Origin of the sequence: Xenorhabdus bakwenae, assembly GCF_030272115.1 — a bacterium.
GTDB classification, from domain to species: Bacteria; Pseudomonadota; Gammaproteobacteria; order Enterobacterales; family Enterobacteriaceae; genus Xenorhabdus; species Xenorhabdus bakwenae.
The window spans coordinates 3267046-3289009 of the sequence record NZ_CP119194.1; the positions used below are offsets into that span (position 1 = coordinate 3267046).

A 21964-nucleotide genomic window follows, 5' to 3' on the forward strand; every position below is an offset into this window, starting at 1 on the left:
TGAAAGGCATCAATAGGGAATTAGTAACATTTCACACTGTTTGGCTACTAATAAACCCAAAATACTTCATCCTATTGACGACTTAATATACTGCGTTCTCAGCTACGATCCACTCGGTAGCTCGGTAGTAAGGTAACGCAATGAAATGATGTAAGAGTAATAGTCATGAGTATTACGGAAAATATTCTGTTTTCTGTTCGAAAAAATAGTGTTGCAGCGTGCTGTCCTTAAGGGCGGACAGAGTGGGTCACTTATCAGCGAGCTGAGGAACCCTATGGTTTACTCCTATACCGAGAAAAAACGTATTCGTAAGGATTTTGGTAAACGTCCACAAGTGTTGGATGTTCCATACCTTCTTTCTATCCAACTTGACTCGTTCCAGAAGTTTATCGAGCAAGATCCAGAAGGCCAGAATGGACTGGAAGCGGCCTTCCGTTCAGTGTTTCCAATTCAGAGCTACAGCGGTAATTCAGAGCTGCAATATGTAAGCTACCGTCTTGGTGAACCTGTCTTTGATGTCAAAGAGTGTCAGATCCGTGGAGTGACTTTCTCCGCACCTCTGCGCGTTAAGCTGCGTCTGGTGATCTATGAGCGCGAAGCGCCAGAAGGCACAGTTAAAGACATCAAAGAACAAGAAGTCTACATGGGTGAAATTCCACTCATGACTGATAACGGGACTTTCGTTATCAACGGTACTGAGCGCGTTATTGTATCTCAGTTGCATCGTAGCCCAGGCGTTTTCTTTGATAGCGATAAGGGTAAAACCCATTCATCCGGTAAGGTACTGTATAATGCACGTATCATTCCTTACCGTGGTTCGTGGTTAGATTTCGAATTTGATCCAAAAGATAACCTGTTTGTGCGTATCGACCGCCGCCGTAAGTTGCCGGCTTCGATTATTCTGCGTGCGATGGATTATTCCTCTGAAGACATCCTGAATCTGTTCTTCAAAAAAACCGTTTTCGAAATTCGCGCCAATAAATTGCAGATGATCTTGGTTCCAGAGCGTCTGCGTGGCGAGACTGCTTCATTTGATATCGAAGCAAACGGCAAGGTTTATGTTGAAAAAGGCCGTCGTATCACAGCTCGTCATATCCGCCAGTTAGAAAAAGAGCAGGTAGACCGTATTGAGGTACCTGTTGAATATATTGCGGGTAAAGTTGTAGCAAAAGATTACATCGACCAGAACACAGGTGAAGTCATCTGTACCGCTAACATGGAACTCTCTTTGGATCTATTGGCCCGTTTGAGTCAGTCTGGTTACAAATCTATCGAGACCCTGTTTACCAATGATCTGGACCACGGTGCTTATATTTCCGAAACCCTGCGTGTTGACCCAACCAATGATCGCCTGAGCGCACTGGTTGAAATCTATCGCATGATGCGTCCGGGTGAACCACCAACACGTGAAGCCGCAGAAAACCTGTTTGAGAACTTGTTCTTCTCTGAAGATCGTTATGATCTGTCGGCGGTTGGTCGTATGAAGTTCAACCGTTCGCTAGATCGTGAAGAGATTGAAGGTTCCGGTATCCTGAGCAAAGAAGACATCATTGACGTGATGAAGAAGCTCATCGATATCCGTAACGGTAAAGGTGAAGTCGACGATATCGACCACTTGGGCAACCGTCGTATCCGTTCCGTTGGTGAAATGGCTGAAAACCAGTTCCGCGTCGGCTTGGTTCGTGTAGAACGTGCAGTGAAAGAGCGTTTGTCTCTGGGCGATCTGGATACCCTGATGCCACAGGACATGATCAACGCCAAACCAATTTCTGCGGCGGTGAAAGAGTTCTTTGGTTCGAGCCAGCTGTCCCAGTTCATGGATCAGAACAACCCACTGTCTGAAATCACCCATAAACGCCGTATTTCTGCGTTGGGTCCAGGCGGTCTGACCCGTGAGCGTGCAGGCTTTGAAGTTCGAGACGTACACCCAACTCACTACGGTCGTGTATGTCCAATCGAAACGCCTGAAGGTCCAAACATCGGTTTGATTAACTCATTGTCCGTTTATGCGCGTACCAATGAGTATGGTTTCCTTGAAACGCCTTATCGCTTGGTTCGTGATGGCGTAGTGACTGATGAAATCCACTACCTGTCTGCAATCGAAGAAGGTAACTACGTTATTGCTCAGGCGAGCACCGTATTGGATGAAGAAGGCCATTTCGTTGAAGAATTGGTCACGTGCCGTCATTACGATGAATCCAGCTTGTTCAACCGTGATCAGGTTCAGTACATGGACGTTTCGACACAACAGATTGTGTCCGTCGGTGCTTCTTTGATCCCATTCCTTGAACACGATGACGCCAACCGTGCATTGATGGGTGCGAACATGCAACGTCAGGCGGTTCCAACTCTGCGCGCTGATAAGCCGCTGGTTGGAACAGGTATGGAACGTGCGGTAGCGGTTGACTCCGGTGTAACCTCAGTAGCTAAACGTGGCGGTGTGGTTCAGTACGTTGACGCATCCCGTATTGTTATCAAGGTTAACGAAGATGAAATGTACGCAGGTGAAGCGGGCATTGATATCTATAACCTGACCAAATATACCCGCTCAAACCAAAACACGTGTATCAATCAGACACCATGTGTTTCTTTGGGTGAATTGGTAGAACGCGGTGACGTACTGGCTGATGGTCCATCCACCGACTTGGGTGAACTGGCACTGGGTCAGAACATGCGTGTGGCGTTCATGCCTTGGAATGGTTATAACTTCGAAGACTCCATCCTCGTCTCTGAGCGTGTTGTTCAGGAAGACCGTTTCACCACTATTCACATTCAGGAACTGGCTTGTGTGTCTCGTGACACTAAACTGGGACCTGAAGAGATTACGGCTGACATCCCTAACGTGGGTGAAGCTGCACTGTCTAAACTGGACGAATCCGGTATCGTTTATATCGGTGCGGAAGTGAAAGGCGGCGACATTCTGGTTGGTAAGGTGACACCAAAAGGTGAAACTCAGCTAACTCCAGAAGAAAAACTGTTGCGTGCGATCTTCGGTGAGAAAGCGTCTGATGTGAAAGACTCCTCACTGCGCGTACCAAATGGTGTTTCTGGTACTGTTATCGACGTACAAGTCTTTACCCGTGATGGTGTAGAGAAAGACAAGCGTGCGTTGGAAATCGAAGAGATGCAGTTGCGTGAGGCTAAGAAAGACCTGACAGAAGAACTGCAAATTTTCGAAGCTGGCCTGTTTGCACGTATTCACTCTGTACTGGTTGCCGGTGGTGTTGAAGCGGAAAAACTCAGCAAACTTCCTCGTGGGCGTTGGCTGGAACTGGGCCTGGCTGATGAAGAAAAACAAAATCAGCTAGAGCAGTTGGCAGAACAGTACGACGAACTGAAAGTAGAGTTCGAGAAAAAACTGGATGCTAAACGCCGTAAGATCACTCAGGGCGACGATCTGGCACCGGGCGTACTGAAAATTGTCAAAGTGTATCTGGCTGTGAAACGTCAGATCCAGCCTGGTGACAAGATGGCAGGTCGTCACGGTAACAAAGGTGTTATCTCCAAGATCAACCCGATCGAAGACATGCCTTACGATGAAAACGGCACACCAGTGGACATCGTACTGAACCCGCTGGGCGTACCATCACGTATGAACATCGGTCAGATTCTGGAAACTCACCTGGGTATGGCGGCAAAAGGCATTGGTGACAAGATCAATGCAATGCTGAAACAGCAGCAGGAAGTTGCCAAACTGCGTGAATTTATCCAGAAAGCTTATGATCTGGGTGATGATACCCGTCAGAAAGTTGACTTGGGCACCTTCACTGATGAAGAAGTGATGCGTCTGGCAGAAAACTTGAAAAAAGGTATGCCTATCGCAACGCCGGTCTTTGATGGTGCAAAAGAGACCGAAATCAAAGAGTTGTTGAAACTGGGTGGCTTGCCGACTTCCGGTCAGATCACGCTGTTCGACGGCCGTACAGGTGAACAGTTCGAGCGTCAGGTAACCGTTGGTTACATGTACATGCTGAAACTGAACCACTTGGTTGATGACAAGATGCACGCCCGTTCTACCGGTTCTTACAGTCTGGTGACTCAGCAGCCGCTGGGTGGTAAGGCACAGTTCGGTGGACAGCGCTTCGGTGAGATGGAAGTGTGGGCATTGGAAGCATACGGTGCGGCGTACACCCTGCAAGAAATGCTCACCGTTAAATCCGACGATGTTAACGGTCGAACCAAGATGTATAAAAACATCGTGGATGGTAACCACCAGATGGAGCCAGGCATGCCGGAATCTTTCAACGTATTGCTGAAAGAAATCCGTTCGTTGGGTATCAACATCGAGCTGGAAGACGAATAAATCGTTTTCCCGCTGGTACTGCCCGGCCGTATGTTGAAACATAAGAATGTCGGGCAGTTTACCCGCCAGAGGTTGCACTGGTCCCAGTGGTTATACTGGTTATAGAGGGGAGTGGCATGGGCCACTCACCTAACAGGTCTAACTCCGACAGGAGCCATTTCGTGAAAGACTTATTGAAGTTTCTGAAAGCGCAAACTAAGACCGAAGAGTTTGATGCGATCAAAATTGCTCTGGCCTCTCCAGATATGATCCGTTCGTGGTCATTCGGGGAAGTAAAAAAGCCGGAAACTATTAACTACCGTACGTTCAAGCCTGAGCGTGACGGCCTTTTCTGTGCGCGTATTTTCGGGCCAGTAAAAGATTACGAATGCTTGTGTGGTAAATACAAGCGTTTGAAACACCGTGGTGTGATTTGTGAGAAATGTGGCGTTGAAGTAACCCAGACTAAAGTGCGTCGTGATCGTATGGGTCACATTGAGCTGGCATCTCCAACCGCTCACATCTGGTTCCTGAAATCGCTGCCATCCCGCATCGGTTTATTGCTGGATATGCCTCTGCGCGATATTGAACGCGTACTATACTTCGAATCCTATGTGGTTGTTGAAGGGGGGATGACCAATCTTGAGCGTAGCCAAATCCTGACTGAAGAACAGTATCTGGATGCACTGGAAGAGTTCGGTGATGAATTTGACGCCAAAATGGGTGCAGAAGCAATCCAAGCCTTGCTGAAAAGCATCGATCTGGAAAACGAATGCGAAACCTTGCGCGAAGAGCTGAATGAAACCAACTCTGAAACCAAGCGTAAGAAGCTGACCAAGCGTATTAAACTGCTGGAAGCGTTCATTCAGTCTGGCAACAAACCAGAGTGGATGGTTCTGACCGTTCTGCCAGTTCTGCCACCAGATTTGCGTCCACTGGTTCCACTGGATGGCGGTCGTTTCGCAACTTCAGACCTGAACGATCTGTATCGTCGCGTTATTAACCGTAACAACCGTTTGAAGCGCCTGTTGGATCTGGCTGCACCAGATATCATCGTACGTAACGAAAAACGTATGTTGCAGGAAGCGGTGGATGCGCTGCTGGACAACGGTCGTCGTGGTCGTGCGATTACCGGTTCTAACAAACGCCCTCTGAAATCCCTGGCAGACATGATCAAGGGTAAACAGGGTCGTTTCCGTCAGAACTTGCTGGGTAAACGTGTTGACTACTCAGGTCGTTCTGTTATTACCGTAGGTCCATACCTGCGTCTGCATCAGTGTGGTCTTCCTAAGAAGATGGCACTGGAACTGTTCAAGCCATTTATTTACGGCAAACTGGAACTGCGTGGCCTGGCGACGACTATCAAAGCCGCCAAGAAAATGGTTGAGCGTGAAGAAGCTGTGGTATGGGATATCCTGGATGAAGTCATCCGTGAGCACCCTGTTCTGCTGAACCGTGCACCAACCCTTCACCGTTTGGGTATTCAGGCATTTGAACCCGTACTGATCGAAGGTAAAGCTATTCAGTTGCACCCACTCGTGTGTGCGGCATATAACGCCGACTTCGACGGTGACCAGATGGCTGTTCACGTACCGTTGACACTGGAAGCTCAGTTGGAAGCGCGTGCGTTGATGATGTCTACCAACAACATCCTGTCTCCAGCGAGCGGTGAACCCATCATCGTTCCATCTCAGGACGTTGTATTGGGTCTGTACTACATGACCCGTGACTGTGTTAACGCGAAAGGCGAAGGCATGGTTTTGACCGGCCCTAAAGAAGCAGAGCGCGTATACCGCGCAGGCCTGGCTTCTCTGCATGCCCGTGTCAAAGTGCGTATCACTGAAGAAGTGAGAGATGGTGAAGGTAATGTCGCCACCAATACTGGGTTGGTTGACACCACTATCGGTCGTGCCATTCTGTGGATGATCGTACCAAGAGGCCTGCCTTACTCACTGATTAACCAGCCACTGGGTAAAAAAGCTATCTCTAAGATGCTGAATACCTGTTACCGCATACTGGGTCTGAAACCAACCGTTATTTTGGCTGACCAGACCATGTATACCGGTTTTGCTTACGCTGCCCGTTCAGGGGTATCCGTAGGTATTGATGACATGGTTATTCCTGAGAAGAAAGAAGGCATTATCGCGGAAGCTGAAGCGGAAGTGGCCGAAATTCAGGAACAGTTCCAGTCAGGTCTGGTAACGGCTGGCGAACGCTATAACAAAGTTATCGATATCTGGGCCGCGGCGAACGAACGTGTTGCTAAAGCGATGATGGAAAACCTGTCTTCTGAAACAGTGATTAACCGTAACGGTGAAGAAGAACAACAGGTTTCTTTCAACAACATCTTTATGATGGCCGACTCCGGTGCGCGTGGTTCTGCGGCTCAGATCCGTCAGTTGGCGGGGATGCGTGGTCTGATGGCAACGCCAGATGGTTCCATCATCGAAACCCCAATTACCGCGAACTTCCGTGAAGGTCTGAACGTACTTCAGTACTTCATCTCAACCCACGGTGCTCGTAAAGGTCTTGCGGATACCGCATTGAAAACGGCGAACTCCGGTTACCTGACCCGCCGTCTGGTTGATGTTGCCCAAGATTTGGTAGTGACTGAAGATGACTGTGGTACTCACGATGGCATCCTGATGACTCCAGTTATCGAAGGTGGTGATGTTAAAGAGCCACTGCGTGAGCGTGTATTGGGTCGTGTGGCGGCGGAAGACATCCTGAAACCAGGTACAGGTACAGCGGATATTCTGGTTCCACGTAACACGTTGCTGAATGAAAAATGGTGTGATCTGTTAGAAGAGAACTCCGTTGACAGCGTGAAAGTACGCTCCGTAGTAAGTTGTGAAACTGACTTTGGTGTTTGTGCGAACTGTTACGGTCGTGACCTTGCTCGTGGTCACCTGATCAACAAAGGTGAAGCGATCGGTGTTATCGCGGCACAGTCAATCGGTGAACCAGGTACACAGTTGACGATGCGTACGTTCCACATCGGTGGTGCGGCATCTCGTGCGGCAGCAGAATCCAGTATTCAGGTACGTAACAAAGGTCATCTGAAACTGATCAACGCGAAATTCGTGACGAACTCAGCAAGCAAACTGGTTATTACCTCTCGTAATACCGAATTGCGCCTGATCGACGATTTCGGTCGTACCAAAGAGAGCTATAAAGTCCCTTACGGCTCGGTATTGACCAAAGGTGATGGTGAGACAGTCACCGGCGGTGAAACCGTTGCGAACTGGGACCCACACACTATGCCAATCGTGAGTGAAGTATCCGGTATTATCCAGTTCTACGACATGGTTGATGGTCAAACCATTACCCGTCAGACGGATGAGCTGACCGGACTGTCTTCACTGGTGGTTCTGGATAGCGCAGAGCGTACCGGCAGTGGTAAAGACCTGCGTCCGGCACTGAAAATCGTAGACGCCCAGGGTAACGACGTTCTGATCCCAGGTACAGATATGCCTGCTCAGTACTTCCTGCCGGGTAAAGCGATCGTTCAGCTGGAAGATGGTATGTCCATCTCTGCGGGTGATACATTGGCGCGTATTCCTCAGGAATCTGGGGGTACTAAAGATATCACCGGTGGTCTGCCACGCGTTGCGGACCTGTTCGAAGCTCGTCGTCCGAAAGAGCCTGCTATCCTGGCAGAAATCAGCGGTATCGTTTCTTTCGGTAAAGAAACCAAAGGCAAGCGCCGTCTGGTCATTACTCCGCTGGTTGGTGATGAACCTTACGAAGAGATGATCCCTAAATGGCGTCAGCTCAACGTGTTCGAAGGTGAGGTTGTTGAACGTGGTGACGTGATCTCCGATGGCCCAGAATCTCCACATGACATTCTGCGCCTGCGTGGTGTTCACGCGGTTGCTCGTTACATCACTAACGAAGTACAGGAAGTTTACCGTCTGCAAGGCGTTAAGATTAACGATAAACACATTGAAGTTATCGTTCGTCAGATGCTGCGTAAAGCAACTATTGCGAATGCGGGTAGCTCCGAATTCCTTGAAGGTGAGCAGGTTGAATACGCACGCGTTAAGGTTTCGAACCGCAAACTGGAGCAGGATGGCAAAGTACCCGCTCTCTTCCATCGTGACCTGTTGGGTATCACCAAGGCATCATTGGCAACAGAATCCTTCATCTCTGCGGCATCGTTCCAGGAAACAACCCGCGTTCTGACTGAGGCCGCTGTTGCAGGTAAACGTGATGAACTGCGTGGCCTGAAAGAGAACGTCATCGTTGGTCGTCTGATCCCTGCGGGTACAGGTTATGCTTACCATCAGGATCGCATCCGTCGTCGTCAAGAAAACGATGTGGTTGAAGCGCCGCAATTTAGCGTTGACGAAGCCTCTGCAAACCTTGCTGAGTTGTTGAATGCAGGTTTTGGTAGCAGCAGCGATAACGAATAATCGTGATGCGTAGCATACCTATAGCTAAATATAGATATAGCTAATCGTGAAAATGCCCTCTCTGGTAGAGGGCATTTTTTATTTGGATGGAAAATTGAAATGAGACGAATTGTTTATATTATTGCAATGGCTTGCTTGGCGCTGTTGATCTGTTTTTCCAATTCGGCTTTATCGTAATATCACGATAATTGAATGTAGGATGTAAAATCATTTAATTTATAAATAGCAAGAGAATACTCTAATATGATATTTTTTACTGAGGATAGATGTGATGGATTTTCTGGGAATAATATTGGAAGTTTTTTATAGCATTATAAAGTGCATTATCAGGTTTTTTGCATGGATATTTAAGATTGCCATGAAGGAAACTGCTGTTTCATTACTTTCCATAGGAATTTTATTCTGCATTATATTTTCATTCATAATTCCTAGGTTGATTTTGGGTATTTTACTGTTACTAATGTTTATATGTTTGTTTTATAAATTCCGTGTAAAAATAAAGGATTATCTGAATAAGAAAGGGTTTATGGATTACTTTAAGTAAATATGATGTTAGTAATGCTATGCAATGAAAATTCATCTGATAAGGATAATGAACTAGTATACCAATCCAACTTCAAGATGCGTATTATATTTCCCTGCGCAGCGGGGAAATATAAGGCCTCGCGTCGTCTTGTGGATTGCAACTTGAAGTTTATCGCGTATATCTTTTAAGAGCCTATTCCCTTAGGCTCTTAAGTTAAATATCTCGCTATAATGATTTGATGAATAAATTTATTTTTTGTTTTTTATCGTATTGATAAAAGTATCCCGTGCAGTTGGAGACCCAAGTCGTTCTGCTTCATCTAACAGTTTCAATGCCTTATCAACATCATCATGGTTAATAGCTCTTTTGATAGCGTCATTGAAATACCGTTCGGTGTCGTTCAGTACAGGTTTAACTACTGAGGCATTAGTTTGTGGTACATCGGCCGGGGTTGTTCTTATCGGTGATGTAAATACTGTTTGTGTAGAACCAACTGTGATCGGTTTAGGTGCAGGTGGAGAAAATACCTGGCCTATCAGAACGTTGCTTGCATTGCTTTCTGATTGTACTTTTAACGTTAATGTACCTGTTGCTGTATGGCGAGCGATCGGATCTGGAATATCTGGCACAGAATTACCGACACCTTTAGCATAAGCTTTAGCAGGATCGACCATTTGTGTCGAAGTTTGTAAATCAGAACGGGTGGTATAAATCAGCAAATAAATTCGTTGTTGTCCCAATGCCGGTGTCAGCTTTAACACACCCTCAAGTCTATCGGTGGACATAATACTCGGTTGTTGATAGCGGAAGTAGTGGCTTGGATAGAAAGCCGCAGGGTGGAGTTGTTCATCAAAGACTAAAACATTCGGTGAGTATACTTGCTTATCTTTTATCAGACTGTTCAGAGTGATTTCCAATGAACCCTGATTGGCCGGTAAAGCAAATGTGGCTACCGCACCTTGGATATGACCATCATTAAGCTGCTGTGATGCGCTATCAAGAATAAGAGTCTGTGTGCTATGAGTATTAATGGGCTGCCACTGTAATTTCTGCAAGGTTGGCAAAGACAACGTTGGGGCAGAATTGGTTGTCTCTATGCCTGATTTTGCTGGGTCAGACAGTGCAGTGTCTGATGTAGCATAACTCGCCGGAATTGAGTTGCAGAGCAGGGCACTGAGACAAAGTGAGAGTAATTGCTTTTTCATTACCACCAAGCCTCAAATTGGGCACCAAATGTAAACTCATCGCTGTTCCCACGACTGAATTGATGGGCTGCTGTATCTTTGGCGGCAATGCTGCCGTCATAACCCCATTTTTCATTCCATTTGGAGTAAGAAGTAAATAAACGGATAGCCGGGCGTGACCAGATGCTGTCACCCGCTTGCCACTGTTGAGCCAGAGTGACCTTGAACTGGTTATTGTTTTCCTTAGTGCGTTGTGATTTCACGTGGTCATAACCCACTTCCATTAAGGTACTCATTATCGGAGTCCACTTATACATTGGGCGGACACCCACGGTGTACCATGTGTTGCCATTGTTATTGTCGAGGTCAATGTCTTGATACATGGCGGCATACATGAGATCCCAGTTCTTGGTGATACTAATGGCACCATGATTCAGGATGCGCAGCATATGCCCGTCATTATTCACATTAGCACCTTCGGCACGCCCATTACCGCTGGAAGTCATGGCATCAGTTGCGTACTGTAAGACAAATTTGTTGAAACCACCTAACAGGCTTTGGGTATGTTCGGCAGTCAGCATCACACCCTCTTTGGATGCTTGCTTATCAAGCTGGTATCCCTTACGTGTATTGGCACGCCCATAATCGATACCAAACTCTAGTGTGCCACCGGCATTGACAGGTAAGTTGGCTAACCGTATATCAAAAATGTCATTTGAAGTATTTGGGGCCTCCGTGCGGTTATTATTAATCCATCCGTATGAACCGCCTGCTTCTGTATTACGGGTCACCGCGAAGGAAAGCTTACCAAACCCAAGGTCAATATTTTCCAATCCTGCGCCAGGGCCGGAAATATCCCAGTAATAGAAGTCAATCATATGTACATCGTGACGCTGGTAGAAACGCTTACCCGCCCACAGTGTTGAACCAGGCAGCCAATCAATAATATTGGTTGCCTTCACGTTGACTTCACGAAAACCAGGTCTTGTATCTTCCCAGTCTTTTTGCTGACTGACGGAATAGGCTAAATTGGTATCAAAATAGAAACTTTTATTCCCTTCTTTCCATAACTCTTGCCCTAACTTAAGTTCGGCGTAGGTTTCACATTCGTTGCCGAGACGGTATTTACTTGCTGCACCAGTGGCTTTGGCACACTTTTGCTCACCGCCACTACCTGTCCAACCAATACCTGAACGGGCATAACCGTGGAAGTCAACAGCAAGGGCTTGCATCGAAAATAAACCAGTTAGCATAGCCAATGAGAGAGACAATATACGCATAATGATTCTCCTGTTATTTTTTATAGCCGCGGATCTAGATTCCGGGTTCTTTATGTAAACGCTGACATGCAGTTCCATCTTCACGGAAAAGATGACATCGGTGGGGAGCGAGTCCGATAGAGAAATCTGCACCTTCTTTAACGAGAACAATATCAGGTTGGCGGTAAACCAAATTTTGATGAATGGCAGGTATGCGGATGTGAATCTGAGTTTCGTTCCCCAGTTGTTCCACGATCTGTACTGTCCCCTCTAACGTAACATCGGCTACATCATTAGGCAAAAGATGTTCGGGGCGAATTCCCAAAGATACATTACTACCGACAGTTAGCCCTTTGCTTTCAACTGGCAACCAGACTGGCTGACCGTTAGGCAGGATGATCTGTACCTGATCAACAGCAATCGCGGAGACTTTGACTGGCAGGAAATTCATTTTCGGTGAACCAATGAAACCTGCGACAAAGCGATTGGCAGGATAGTGATAAATTTCAAGTGGCTTACCGACCTGAGCAATATTGCCCCCATCCAGAACCACAATTTTATCTGCCAGAGTCATGGCTTCGGTTTGATCATGGGTGACATAGACCATTGTACGTTGTAATCGTTTGTGTAGACGTGAAATTTCAATTCTCATCTGTACACGCAAAGCTGCATCCAGATTAGAAAGCGGTTCATCCAGCAGAAAGATATTGGGTTCAGCAACGAGAGTTCGGCCAATGGCGACTCGCTGGCGTTGGCCGCCGGACAGTGCCTTAGGACGGCGTTCCAGTAAATGGGCAAGCTGGAGGGTTTCTGCAACTTGTTGCACTCGTTTGTGGATATCGCTTTTTTTGACACCCGCCAGCTTCATGCCGAATGACATATTGTCTGCAACAGAAAGATGGGGATACAGCGCATAAGATTGAAAAACCATGCCGATGCTGCGTTTGGCGGGTGGAACATCATTCATTCGTTTTCCGTCTATCAGCAAATCACCGGACGTAACGTCTTCCAATCCTGCGATCATCCTTAGCAATGTCGATTTCCCACATCCCGACGGGCCAACAAATACGACGAATTCCCCTTCCTGAATATCAAGATTAAGATCTTTGGAGATGACAGTTTCACCATATGATTTAGATACATTGTGGAATGTGACGCTAGACATTTGTTCCCTCCCTCGGATTTGCCACCTCAGTTTTTTGTTCGTTTCCGATTCGTCTTCGTTTTCTATTTGTCGCAGCGAGAAACTTACTGAAAAACTGATGGTTGGATTGTGTATAAAATAACAGGCGCGAAAATCCTCCATCCCAGAATTTTTAGTGGTGGAGGAGCCAGGAGGACGAGATTAATACGATTGAGAAAGAAAGAAGAAAATTGTCAGGTAAGATGTGATTTAAATCGCAAAAAAGGATGCTGACTTGATGTTAACGTACTGATTTTAATTATTTTTGTAAGCCAGTTCACACTCGTACGGTATGAGGCGTAGGACTAGGGAGGATGAGTCTTTTTTACATTGATTGCACACTGGTGCCATTTTATCGTGATGTAACAAAGATAATTATCTTGAACTAACAAATGAAAAAGGCGGAATGATGACCAAGAAAATTTTAAAAGTAGGGACTCGTACCCTGATGCTTTCCGTTTTAACAACATGTGTATTGTCTGCTTCGGTTTTTGCAAAACCGGAAGAAGGAAAGTTGGTCATTTGGATCAATGGTGATAAAGGTTATAACGGACTGGCACAGGTTGGTGAGAAATTTGCAAAAGAAACGGGGATTCCTGTCACCGTTGAGCATCCTGACAAACTGGAAGAGAAATATCCCCAGATTGCAGCCAGTGGAGATGGGCCGGATATTATTTTCTGGGCACATGATCGCTTTGGTGGCTATGCACAGTCAGGGTTAGTTGCTGAAATCACGCCTGATAAGTCATTTATTGATAAGCTATTTCCCTTTACATGGGATGCCGTTCGTTATGACGGAAAATTAGTAGGATACCCTGTCGCAGTTGAAGCCCTTTCTCTTATCTACAATAAAGACTTGATTAAATCTCCGCCTAAAACATGGGAAGAAATCCCTGCCTTGGATAATGAGCTGAAAAAGCAAAATAAAAGTGCACTGATGTTCAATTTGCAGGAACCGTATTTTACTTGGCCGCTGATTGCTGCTGATGGTGGATATGCCTACAAGGCAGAGAACGGTACTTATAATGTTAAAGACAGCGGAGTGAATAATACGGGTTCTAAAGCGGGGCTGAAATTTCTGGTTGATTTAGTCAAAAATAAACATCTCAATGCCGATATCGATTACTCCATCGCTGAAGCTGCCTTTAATAAAGGTAAAGCAGCAATGACGATTAATGGTCCCTGGGCATGGGCGAATGTCGATAAAAGTAAGATCAATTACGGCGTTACCCTATTACCAACCTTTAAAGGAAAACCCTCTAAACCTTTTGTTGGCATTTTAACTGCGGGAATTAATGTGGCCAGTCCTAATAAAGAGTTAGCCAAAGAATTTTTGGAAAATTATCTGCTTACCAATGAAGGGTTGGCAACGATGGACAAAGATAAACCACTGGGAGCGGTGGCTTTGAAATCCTATCAGGAGATCCTGGCGAAAGATCCACGTATTGCGGCCACGATGGCAAATGCCCAAAACGGCGAAATTATGCCGAATATTTCCCAAATGAGTAGTTTCTGGTACGCAATGCGTAGCGCTGTTCTTAACACGGTCAGTGGGCGTCAGACAATAGATGCTGCCCTTAATGATGCTGAAGCGAGAATGACAAAATAAACGAGTGACAGGCTCCTGAGTTTAAGGAGCCTTAGCTCTTATTGTGATGATGTTGGATAGTCACAATTGTTGGTAACAGGAAGTGCAAGATGTCAGCGACATTAGAAAAAACAGTATGGTGGCAGCATCCTGCCCTGAAATGGTTTGCTGTAGGTATTTGCCTACTTTTTACAGGTTATCTGGTTGTGCTGATGTATGCACAGGGAGAGTACCTGTTTGCTATGGTGACACTGGTATTACTGGGAAGCGGTATCTATGTTTTTTCTAACCGGAAAGCATATGTTTGGCGCTATACCTATCCTGGGATTGCTGGAATAGGGATATTTATACTGTTTCCGCTTATCTGCACGATTGCTATTGCTTTTACAAATTACAGTAATACCAACCAGTTAACTTTTGAACGTGCTCAAACGGTATTAATGAGTCGCCACTATCAGACAGGGGAACCATTTAATTTCAAACTCTATCCGGTATCTGAACAGTGGGTTTTGGCTTTGAGCGCTCCTGATAGCACCCACTTATTAGTATCTGAGCCTTTTTCTCTTGCGGGAACGGAAGAAATTATTCTGTCTCTTCATGAACAGGAGAAAAAATTTGAAGGCAATGCTGCGACATTACGTACTATTACGCAATATCGGCAGGCATTGAATCAATTGGTAGTCGTTCTTCCTGATGGCAGTAAACTGAGAATGAGTTCCTTACGTCAGTTCTCTGCTATAAACCCTCTTTATTCCCTTGATGAAGATGGGATTACACTGACCGATAAACAAACTGGCATACGATACCAGCCGAATATGGATACGGGGTTCTACCAATCCATTAATGTTGAAGGAGAATGGACTAAGGAAACGTTAAGTCCTGGATTTACGGTTTCTATTGGTTGGAAAAACTTCTTACGGGTGATACAGGATGAAGGTATCCAAAAACCTTTTCTGTCCATTTTTGTCTGGACAATGGTTTTCTCCCTGGCGACCGTGGCATTGACGGTTACCCTGGGGATGGCTCTCGCGTGCATTGTACAGTGGGAAGCGCTTAAGGGACGAGCGATTTACCGTGTACTGCTTATTTTACCTTATGCTGTTCCTTCGTTTATTTCCATTCTGATTTTCAAGGGATTGTTTAACCAGAGTTTTGGTGAAATTAATCTGGTGCTAAATGGGTTGTTTGGTTTTAAACCGGATTGGTTTACAGATCCGACATTGGCTCGAACCATGTTGATTATTGTAAATATGTGGTTGGGTTATCCCTATATGATGATTCTTTGCATGGGCTTGCTGAAATCTATCCCTGATGATCTTTATGAGGCATCAGCACTTGATGGCGCAGGGCCGTGGCAGAATTTCACCAAAATTACTTTTCCATTATTGATTAAGCCATTAACGCCGTTGATGATTGCCAGTTTTGCTTTTAATTTTAATAACTTTGTCCTGATTCAATTGTTAACCACGGGTAAACCTGATCATATTGGTACATCGACCCCAGCGGGTTATACCGATCTTTTAGTGAATTATACCTACCGTATCGCATTTGAAGGTGGTGGTGGGCAGGATTTTGGTCTGGCCGCAGCAATTGCAACATTGATCTTCTTATTGGTGGGTGCATTGGCCATCATCAATTTGAAAACTGCCCGCATGAAATTTGATTAAGGAGAAAAGAAGATGGCGATGGTACAACCCAAATCGCAACGATGGCGGGTATGGGGAACACATGTATTAATGCTGGCTTTTATTGCCACGATTTTGTTTCCTCTGCTGATGGTCATTGCTATTTCTTTGCGTCCGGGTAATTTTGCTACGGGCAACCTGATTCCAGACACCGTTTCATGGGAACACTGGAAGCTGGCACTTGGTTATAGCGTGGAGTCTGCTGATGGACACGTCATGCTTCCCCCATTTCCGGTCATGCAATGGCTTTGGAATTCTGTCAAGGTTGCCTTGATTACTGCCGCTGGCATTGTGGCATTATCAACGACGTGTGCTTATGCATTTGCTCGAATGCGCTTTCGTGGAAAAAGTACCTTACTCAAAGCGATGTTGATTTTTCAAATGTTTCCGGCGGTACTTTCTTTGGTGGCACTATATGCCTTGTTTGATAGATTGGGAGAATATATTCCTTTTCTTGGTCTCAATACCCACGGTGGTGTGATTTTCGCCTATTTGGGCGGAATTGCTCTGCATGTATGGACGATAAAAGGTTATTTCGAAACGATAGATCGTTCTCTGGAAGAAGCCGCTATGTTGGATGGGGCGACATCGTGGCAAATTTTCCGTTTGATACTGTTGCCACTTTCTGTACCTATATTGGCTGTCGTATTTATTTTGTCGTTTATTGGCGTGATTACCGAAGTACCTGTTGCATCTCTATTATTACGTGATGTGGACAATTACACGCTGGCAGTGGGAATGCAGCAATATCTTCACCCACAGAACTATCTCTGGGGGGATTTTGCTGCTGCGGCTGTGCTTTCTGCTATCCCTATCACGGCGGTTTTCTTACTTGCCCAACGTTGGTTAGTCGGTGGGCTAACGTCGGGAGGCGTGAAAGGCTGATCCTCTCCCCCAATCATATTTAGCTATATATGATTGGGGCGTTTTCTGGCTACTTGGCTACATATATACCAATCCAACTTCAAGATGCGTGTTATATTTCCCCGCGCAGCGGGGGAAATATAGGGCCTCGCGTCGTCTGGCGGATTGCAATTTGACGTTTATCGAGTATAGCTGTTAGCTCAGTAAGTTATTAACCCTGTTTTCGGCACTCTCCGATTGTTTGTAACAAGTCATTGATATGAGCATCCACAAACATAGTTTCCAATGTTGCGGTAAGTTTTCGTCGCCAGTTGGGATATTCCTCTGTTGTGCCAGGAATATTAACGGGGTGTTCCATATCCAGCCAATCTTCAGGTTGTAATCCTAATAAGGCACAGGCGCTATGAGCTATATAGCGGTGTATGCTTTGATTTATAACATGTGACATCGGATATTCTGTTTGTTTCAGTGATGCCGTTCCCTGCAACGAGGAGAAGATATCTGTCTTGAGCGATTCTACTGATAAATAGCCGTGACGGTTTAAACTGGTTAATAACGCTTGCTTGCAGCGTTTACGTTCCGAATATAAATCAGCAAGAAGAGCTTTATCAGGGTATAAACCGATATCTTCTCCTAAGGTGAGATCTTTATTTTGCCAGAATCCGCGTAAAGTAGGTAAGTCATGGGTAGTAATGGTTGCCATCGCTTGCACGGGATATTCATCGGGAGAGCGGTATTCACCTTGCTCATTGCGTTCGAAATAAAATACCTTATAGGAATAAACACCTCTGTCCCGTAACTTATCGACAATTTCTTCTGGCACAATACCTAAATCTTCGCCTATCACCAGGCAATGATTGCGCTGGCTTTCCAACGCCAATATTGCCAGCAGATCGTCAACCGGGTAATGGACATAAACGCCTTTGTCGGCAGTTTCTCCTTGTGGTATCCACCAGAGTCTGAGCAGTGACATCACATGATCGATGCGTAATGCACCGCAATGACGCATATTGCTGCGCAATAATTCAATGAAAGGTTGATAGGCCTGAGTTTTTAATACATGGGGATTCATTGGCGGAAGTCCCCAATTTTGCCCCAGTGGTCCCAGAATATCGGGGGGCGCTCCGACGGATGCTTTAGTGCAATAGATGCTTCGGTTACACCAGGTTTCTGAACCCCCTTGTGCAACACCAACGGCAAGATCACGGTAAATACCAATTGGCATGTGATGGGTTTGGCTGGTAGTGAAGCACTCAGCAAGCTGGGTATCAGCTACCCACTGTAGCCAAAGGAAAAACGCTATCTCCTGTGGATATGAATGGCAGAATGCCTTAACCGCGTCATTTTCTGGTTCACGGTATTCTTCCGGCCATACAGGCCAGCCCCAATAGACATTATTTTCCCCATATAACTTATGGTGTAGGGCATCATAAGCAGCTTGATAATAAAGATTTTTGCCTCCTTTGGTCACAAACTGTTGGAAAGCGATCTGTTGGGGATCATCGCCAGAGCGGCGCTTAAATTGCGGATAAGTCAGATGCAATGCAGCCATTTTTAGAGATATTACTGTGGTGTAATCAACCCATTCTGCCTGACGGGCTTGCTGGAGTTTGGATTGTGTTTCCGCTGAATGCCACCACTTTTGTGCTTCGGCGCTACAATTAAAGTCGTCTATCTGATTTACAGCAATATAGATGATATTGAGCCAGTGGCGGGAAGACGGACTGTAAGGGCTGGCGTTTTCAGGCATTGCCGGGTAGATGGCATGAAGAGGGTTCAGGCCAACAAAGGCCCCACCACGCAGTGCCAGTTCTTGCAGCATATATTTCAGGTCGCCAAAATCACCAATTCCCCAGTTATTTTCTGATCTCAGGGTATAGAGCTGGACACAAGCCCCCCAAAGTTTTTCTCCACGTGTTATGGCATCGGGTTCGTAACAACGTTTAGGGGCAACAATAAGTTGTGTCGAGTATTGCCAAGCGCCAGTTTCTGGTTTCGCCTCCGATATCAAGTTCAGCGTGTGGTATCCCAGGGGGAGATTGGCAGGCAACGTGAGCTGATGTTGGCAGTAACCCTGAAATATCTGCCCTTGCTCAGCGTGTATCTGCCACTGGTAATTATTTGTATCCTCCAGAGGCAGGATTATTCTTTGTTCCTGAATAACCACCTTAACATTAGGTAAGGGGGAAGCGCGTAAATGAGAAACCGGCCTCCCGACCGGTATATCTGTACTCATGGCTTCCAATATCCGATACCTGATTTCAGCAGGGATCGCCTGAGGTTTCCCATAGGCATTAATATATTCGCTGACAATGCCGGCCTCAGTTGCCAAATCATTGAGGCATTTTTTTTCCATACAAAACCCCTAGTTAGTTTGCCAGATACGTTGTTGATAATCCTGAATAGCGCGGTCAGAACTAAAGTTACCCATTCGGGCGGTATTGAGTACAGTACTGCGTGTCCAGCTTTGGGCATCGCGATATCGAGTGTCAATTTGCTGGTGGGCGTGGCAATAAGAGGCAAAATCAGCCAGCACTAAATAAGGGTCACCGCCGTCAGTCAGGCTATGTAACATAAGATTAAACGCGTGCGCATCTCCATGGCTGAACTCACCCTTGGCGAGAGAGTCAAGGATAGCTTTTAGATGGTGATCCTGCTGAAGGATATCTTGCGGATTGTATCCGCTGTTCAGTAAGGCCTTAGCTTCTTCCACGGTCTTGCCGAAAATAAAGATATTGTCATTTCCGACGTGTTCGGCGATTTCGACATTCGCACCATCCAGTGTTCCAATAGTGAGTGCGCCATTTAAGGCTAACTTCATATTGCCTGTACCGGAGGCTTCTTTGCCTGCGGTAGAGATTTGCTCTGATACATCAGCCGCTGGGATCATCAGTTCCGCAGCGGAAACATTGTAATCGGGGATAAAAGCAATTTTGATGCGATCACGGACGATTGGATCATGATTGATCTTTTCAGCGGCATGATTGATGGCCGAGATGATGTTTTTAGCCAGATAGTAACCGGGCGCTGCTTTGGCACCGAACAGGAAAACACGAGGATGAATATCTAAGGCCGGATTTTCCTGAATTTGCCGATAAAGTGACAAGATATGGAGCAGGTTCAGGTGTTGACGTTTGTATTCATGCAGACGTTTTATCTGAATATCGAAAATGGCGTTAGGATCAATTTTCAGCCCCATGACCTTATTGACATAGTTAGACAGGCGAATTTTGTTATCTTGCTTAACCGCGCGATAAGTTTCGCGGAAAGCTGAATCATCGGCATAAGATTCGATTTGTTCTAAGGCAGCCAGATCATTTACCCAATCATGGCCTAATGTTTGGTCAATTAATGAAGAGAGTGCAGGGTTACACTGTTTTAACCAACGACGAGGAGTGACACCATTAGTCACATTGTGGAATTTAGTTGGCCACAGTTGATGATACTCAGGGAACAGATCTGTCACGATCAAGGATGAATGCAGGGCTGCGACCCCGTTGACGGCAAAGCAGGCGACAACACACAGATTAGCCATTCTGACTTGATTGTCATGGATAACTGCCAATTTTTCCCAGATTTGTCGGTTATCAGGCCAAATTTGTTCCACGGTTGTTTTAAAGCGTCGGTTGATTTCCTGGATGATGCGATGATGGCGTGGCAGAAGTGCACTCATCAATTGTTCATCCCAACGTTCCAGGCCCTCTGGCAGCAAAGTATGGTTGGTATAGGCGAAAGTTTTTCCTGTGATTTCCCATGCGGTTTCCCAACTTAACTGGTATTCATCAAGCAGAAGACGCATCATTTCAGGGATTGCGATAGTGGGATGAGTATCATTAAGCTGGATAACTTCGTATTGTGCTAGCGCTTCTATTTTTCGCCCTGCCTGCTGATGGCGGCGCAGAATATCTGCCACGGCACAAGCACACTGGAAATATTGTTGCATCAGGCGCAGTCGTTTACCTGCCTGATGATTATCATTCGGGTAGAGAACTTTGGTCAGACTGGCGGCTTCAATGCCTTGTTGTTCGGCATGCAGGAACTGCCCGTCATTGAAAAGTGACAGATCAAAGGGGGTATCGTAGGTTGCCTGCCACAAACGAAGTGGTTGGGTTACCCCATTATTATACCCAATCACGGGTAAATCCCAGGCTTCACCAATCAGGCTAAATGCGGGAACCCAGGTTTCATGACCATCGGCCGTTGTCACGATTTCGCCACCAAAACTGACGCTGACTTTTAATTGCGTGTTATGGCGAAACCATGGGTAGGACTCGCGTTCCCAATTATCAGGTGTTTCAATTTGTTGCCCATTTTCAAAGGATTGGCGGAAAAGACCATATTGATAATTGAGACCATACCCGATAGCAGGTTGATTGAGCGTTGCCATTGAGTCGAGAAAACAGGCTGCTAGCCTTCCTAACCCACCATTGCCCAATGCGGGATCGGTTTCTTCTTCCAGCACGTCACTCAAAATGATGCCATTTTCTGCCAGATAAGACTGAATATCGTTATACCAACCAAGATTCAATAAATTGTTGGCTGTCAGTCGGCCTATCAGAAATTCCATCGAGATATAGTTCACGTGGCGTTGATTGTCAGAGGATGGATTGGCACGGTTTTGCTGATGGGATAGGGGGAGTAATTCTGATACGGCTGCGCTAATGGCCTGCCACCACTGATGTGGCGTCATTTCCTGAGCTGCGTTGAGACCGAAATATTGCCACTGGCGTGTGAGTGCGGCCTGAAATAAAGCGTTATCGAGTTTCGGGTTTTTATCTAATGTGGGTTCTTGATTTAATGTCGATGATTTTAATGTGGATAGTTGCATGGCGTTGCATCCTGTCACTGACTGAGGAAAGTTTAGATAATTATTTACAGGGATATGCTGAAGGTTAGTGGCTTGGGAAACATCATCCCGTGAAAATATTCGCAGGGAGGAGCGCAAGGGCGTAGCTATTTCTTTCGAGCTTTTTCGCAA

General features: G+C 46.0%; 10 protein-coding genes. 5 read left to right on the forward strand and 5 right to left on the reverse strand.

Going from position 1 to position 21964, the window contains the following annotated elements; genetic code table 11:
* Window positions 1–274 precede the first annotated feature (274 nt).
* Window positions 275–4303: a DNA-directed RNA polymerase subunit beta gene (rpoB, locus tag PXH59_RS16345; protein WP_285809185.1), complete on the forward strand. Its 4029-nt coding sequence runs from the start codon at window positions 275–277 to the stop codon at window positions 4301–4303.
* Window positions 4304–4464: 161 nt separating this feature from the next.
* Window positions 4465–8697 carry a DNA-directed RNA polymerase subunit beta' gene (gene rpoC, locus PXH59_RS16350; protein WP_285809186.1) on the forward strand — a complete coding sequence of 1411 codons (4233 nt, stop codon included), beginning with the start codon at window positions 4465–4467 and terminating at the stop codon, window positions 8695–8697.
* A gap of 774 nt (window positions 8698–9471) precedes the next feature.
* Here rpoC and malM read toward each other — a convergent pair.
* The 3 genes from malM to malK are packed head-to-tail and all read right to left on the reverse strand — an operon-like array spanning window position 9472 to window position 12831.
* Window positions 9472–10428, reverse strand: a complete 957-nt coding sequence (gene malM, locus PXH59_RS16355; protein ID WP_285809187.1) for a maltose operon protein MalM — start codon at window positions 10426–10428, stop codon at window positions 9472–9474.
* Window positions 10428–11687 (reverse strand): maltoporin, encoded by a 1260-nt coding sequence (locus PXH59_RS16360; RefSeq protein ID WP_047771051.1) that lies wholly within the window; start codon window positions 11685–11687, stop codon window positions 10428–10430. The genes malM and PXH59_RS16360 overlap by 1 nt, the downstream gene beginning before the upstream one ends.
* A gap of 34 nt (window positions 11688–11721) precedes the next feature.
* Window positions 11722–12831 carry a maltose/maltodextrin ABC transporter ATP-binding protein MalK gene (malK, locus tag PXH59_RS16365; protein ID WP_285809188.1) on the reverse strand — a complete coding sequence of 370 codons (1110 nt, stop codon included), beginning with the start codon at window positions 12829–12831 and terminating at the stop codon, window positions 11722–11724.
* A 427-nt stretch (window positions 12832–13258) separates the two neighbouring features.
* Here malK and malE point away from each other — a divergent pair, with 427 nt between their 5' ends.
* The 3 genes from malE (at window position 13259) to malG (ending at window position 17007) form a co-directional block, all read left to right on the forward strand.
* Window positions 13259–14458 carry a maltose/maltodextrin ABC transporter substrate-binding protein MalE gene (gene malE / locus PXH59_RS16370; protein ID WP_285809189.1) on the forward strand — a complete coding sequence of 400 codons (1200 nt, stop codon included), beginning with the start codon at window positions 13259–13261 and terminating at the stop codon, window positions 14456–14458.
* 89 nt (window positions 14459–14547) lie between these two features.
* Window positions 14548–16104, forward strand: a complete 1557-nt coding sequence (gene malF / locus PXH59_RS16375) for a maltose ABC transporter permease MalF (protein WP_285809190.1) — start codon at window positions 14548–14550, stop codon at window positions 16102–16104.
* Between the two features lie 12 nt (window positions 16105–16116).
* The gene (gene malG / locus PXH59_RS16380) at window positions 16117–17007 is read left to right on the forward strand and encodes a maltose ABC transporter permease MalG (protein ID WP_047771047.1); all 891 of its coding nucleotides are present in this window, start codon (window positions 16117–16119) and stop codon (window positions 17005–17007) included.
* 190 nt (window positions 17008–17197) lie between these two features.
* Here malG and malQ read toward each other — a convergent pair whose 3' ends face one another.
* On the reverse strand, window positions 17198–19342 hold the full coding sequence (malQ, locus tag PXH59_RS16385; protein WP_285809191.1) for a 4-alpha-glucanotransferase: 2145 nt from the start codon (window positions 19340–19342) through the stop codon (window positions 17198–17200).
* A gap of 9 nt (window positions 19343–19351) precedes the next feature.
* A complete protein-coding gene (malP, locus tag PXH59_RS16390) occupies window positions 19352–21814 on the reverse strand; it encodes a maltodextrin phosphorylase (protein ID WP_285809192.1) in 2463 nt (820 codons plus the stop codon).
* Between the last annotated feature and the right edge of the window lie 150 nt (window positions 21815–21964).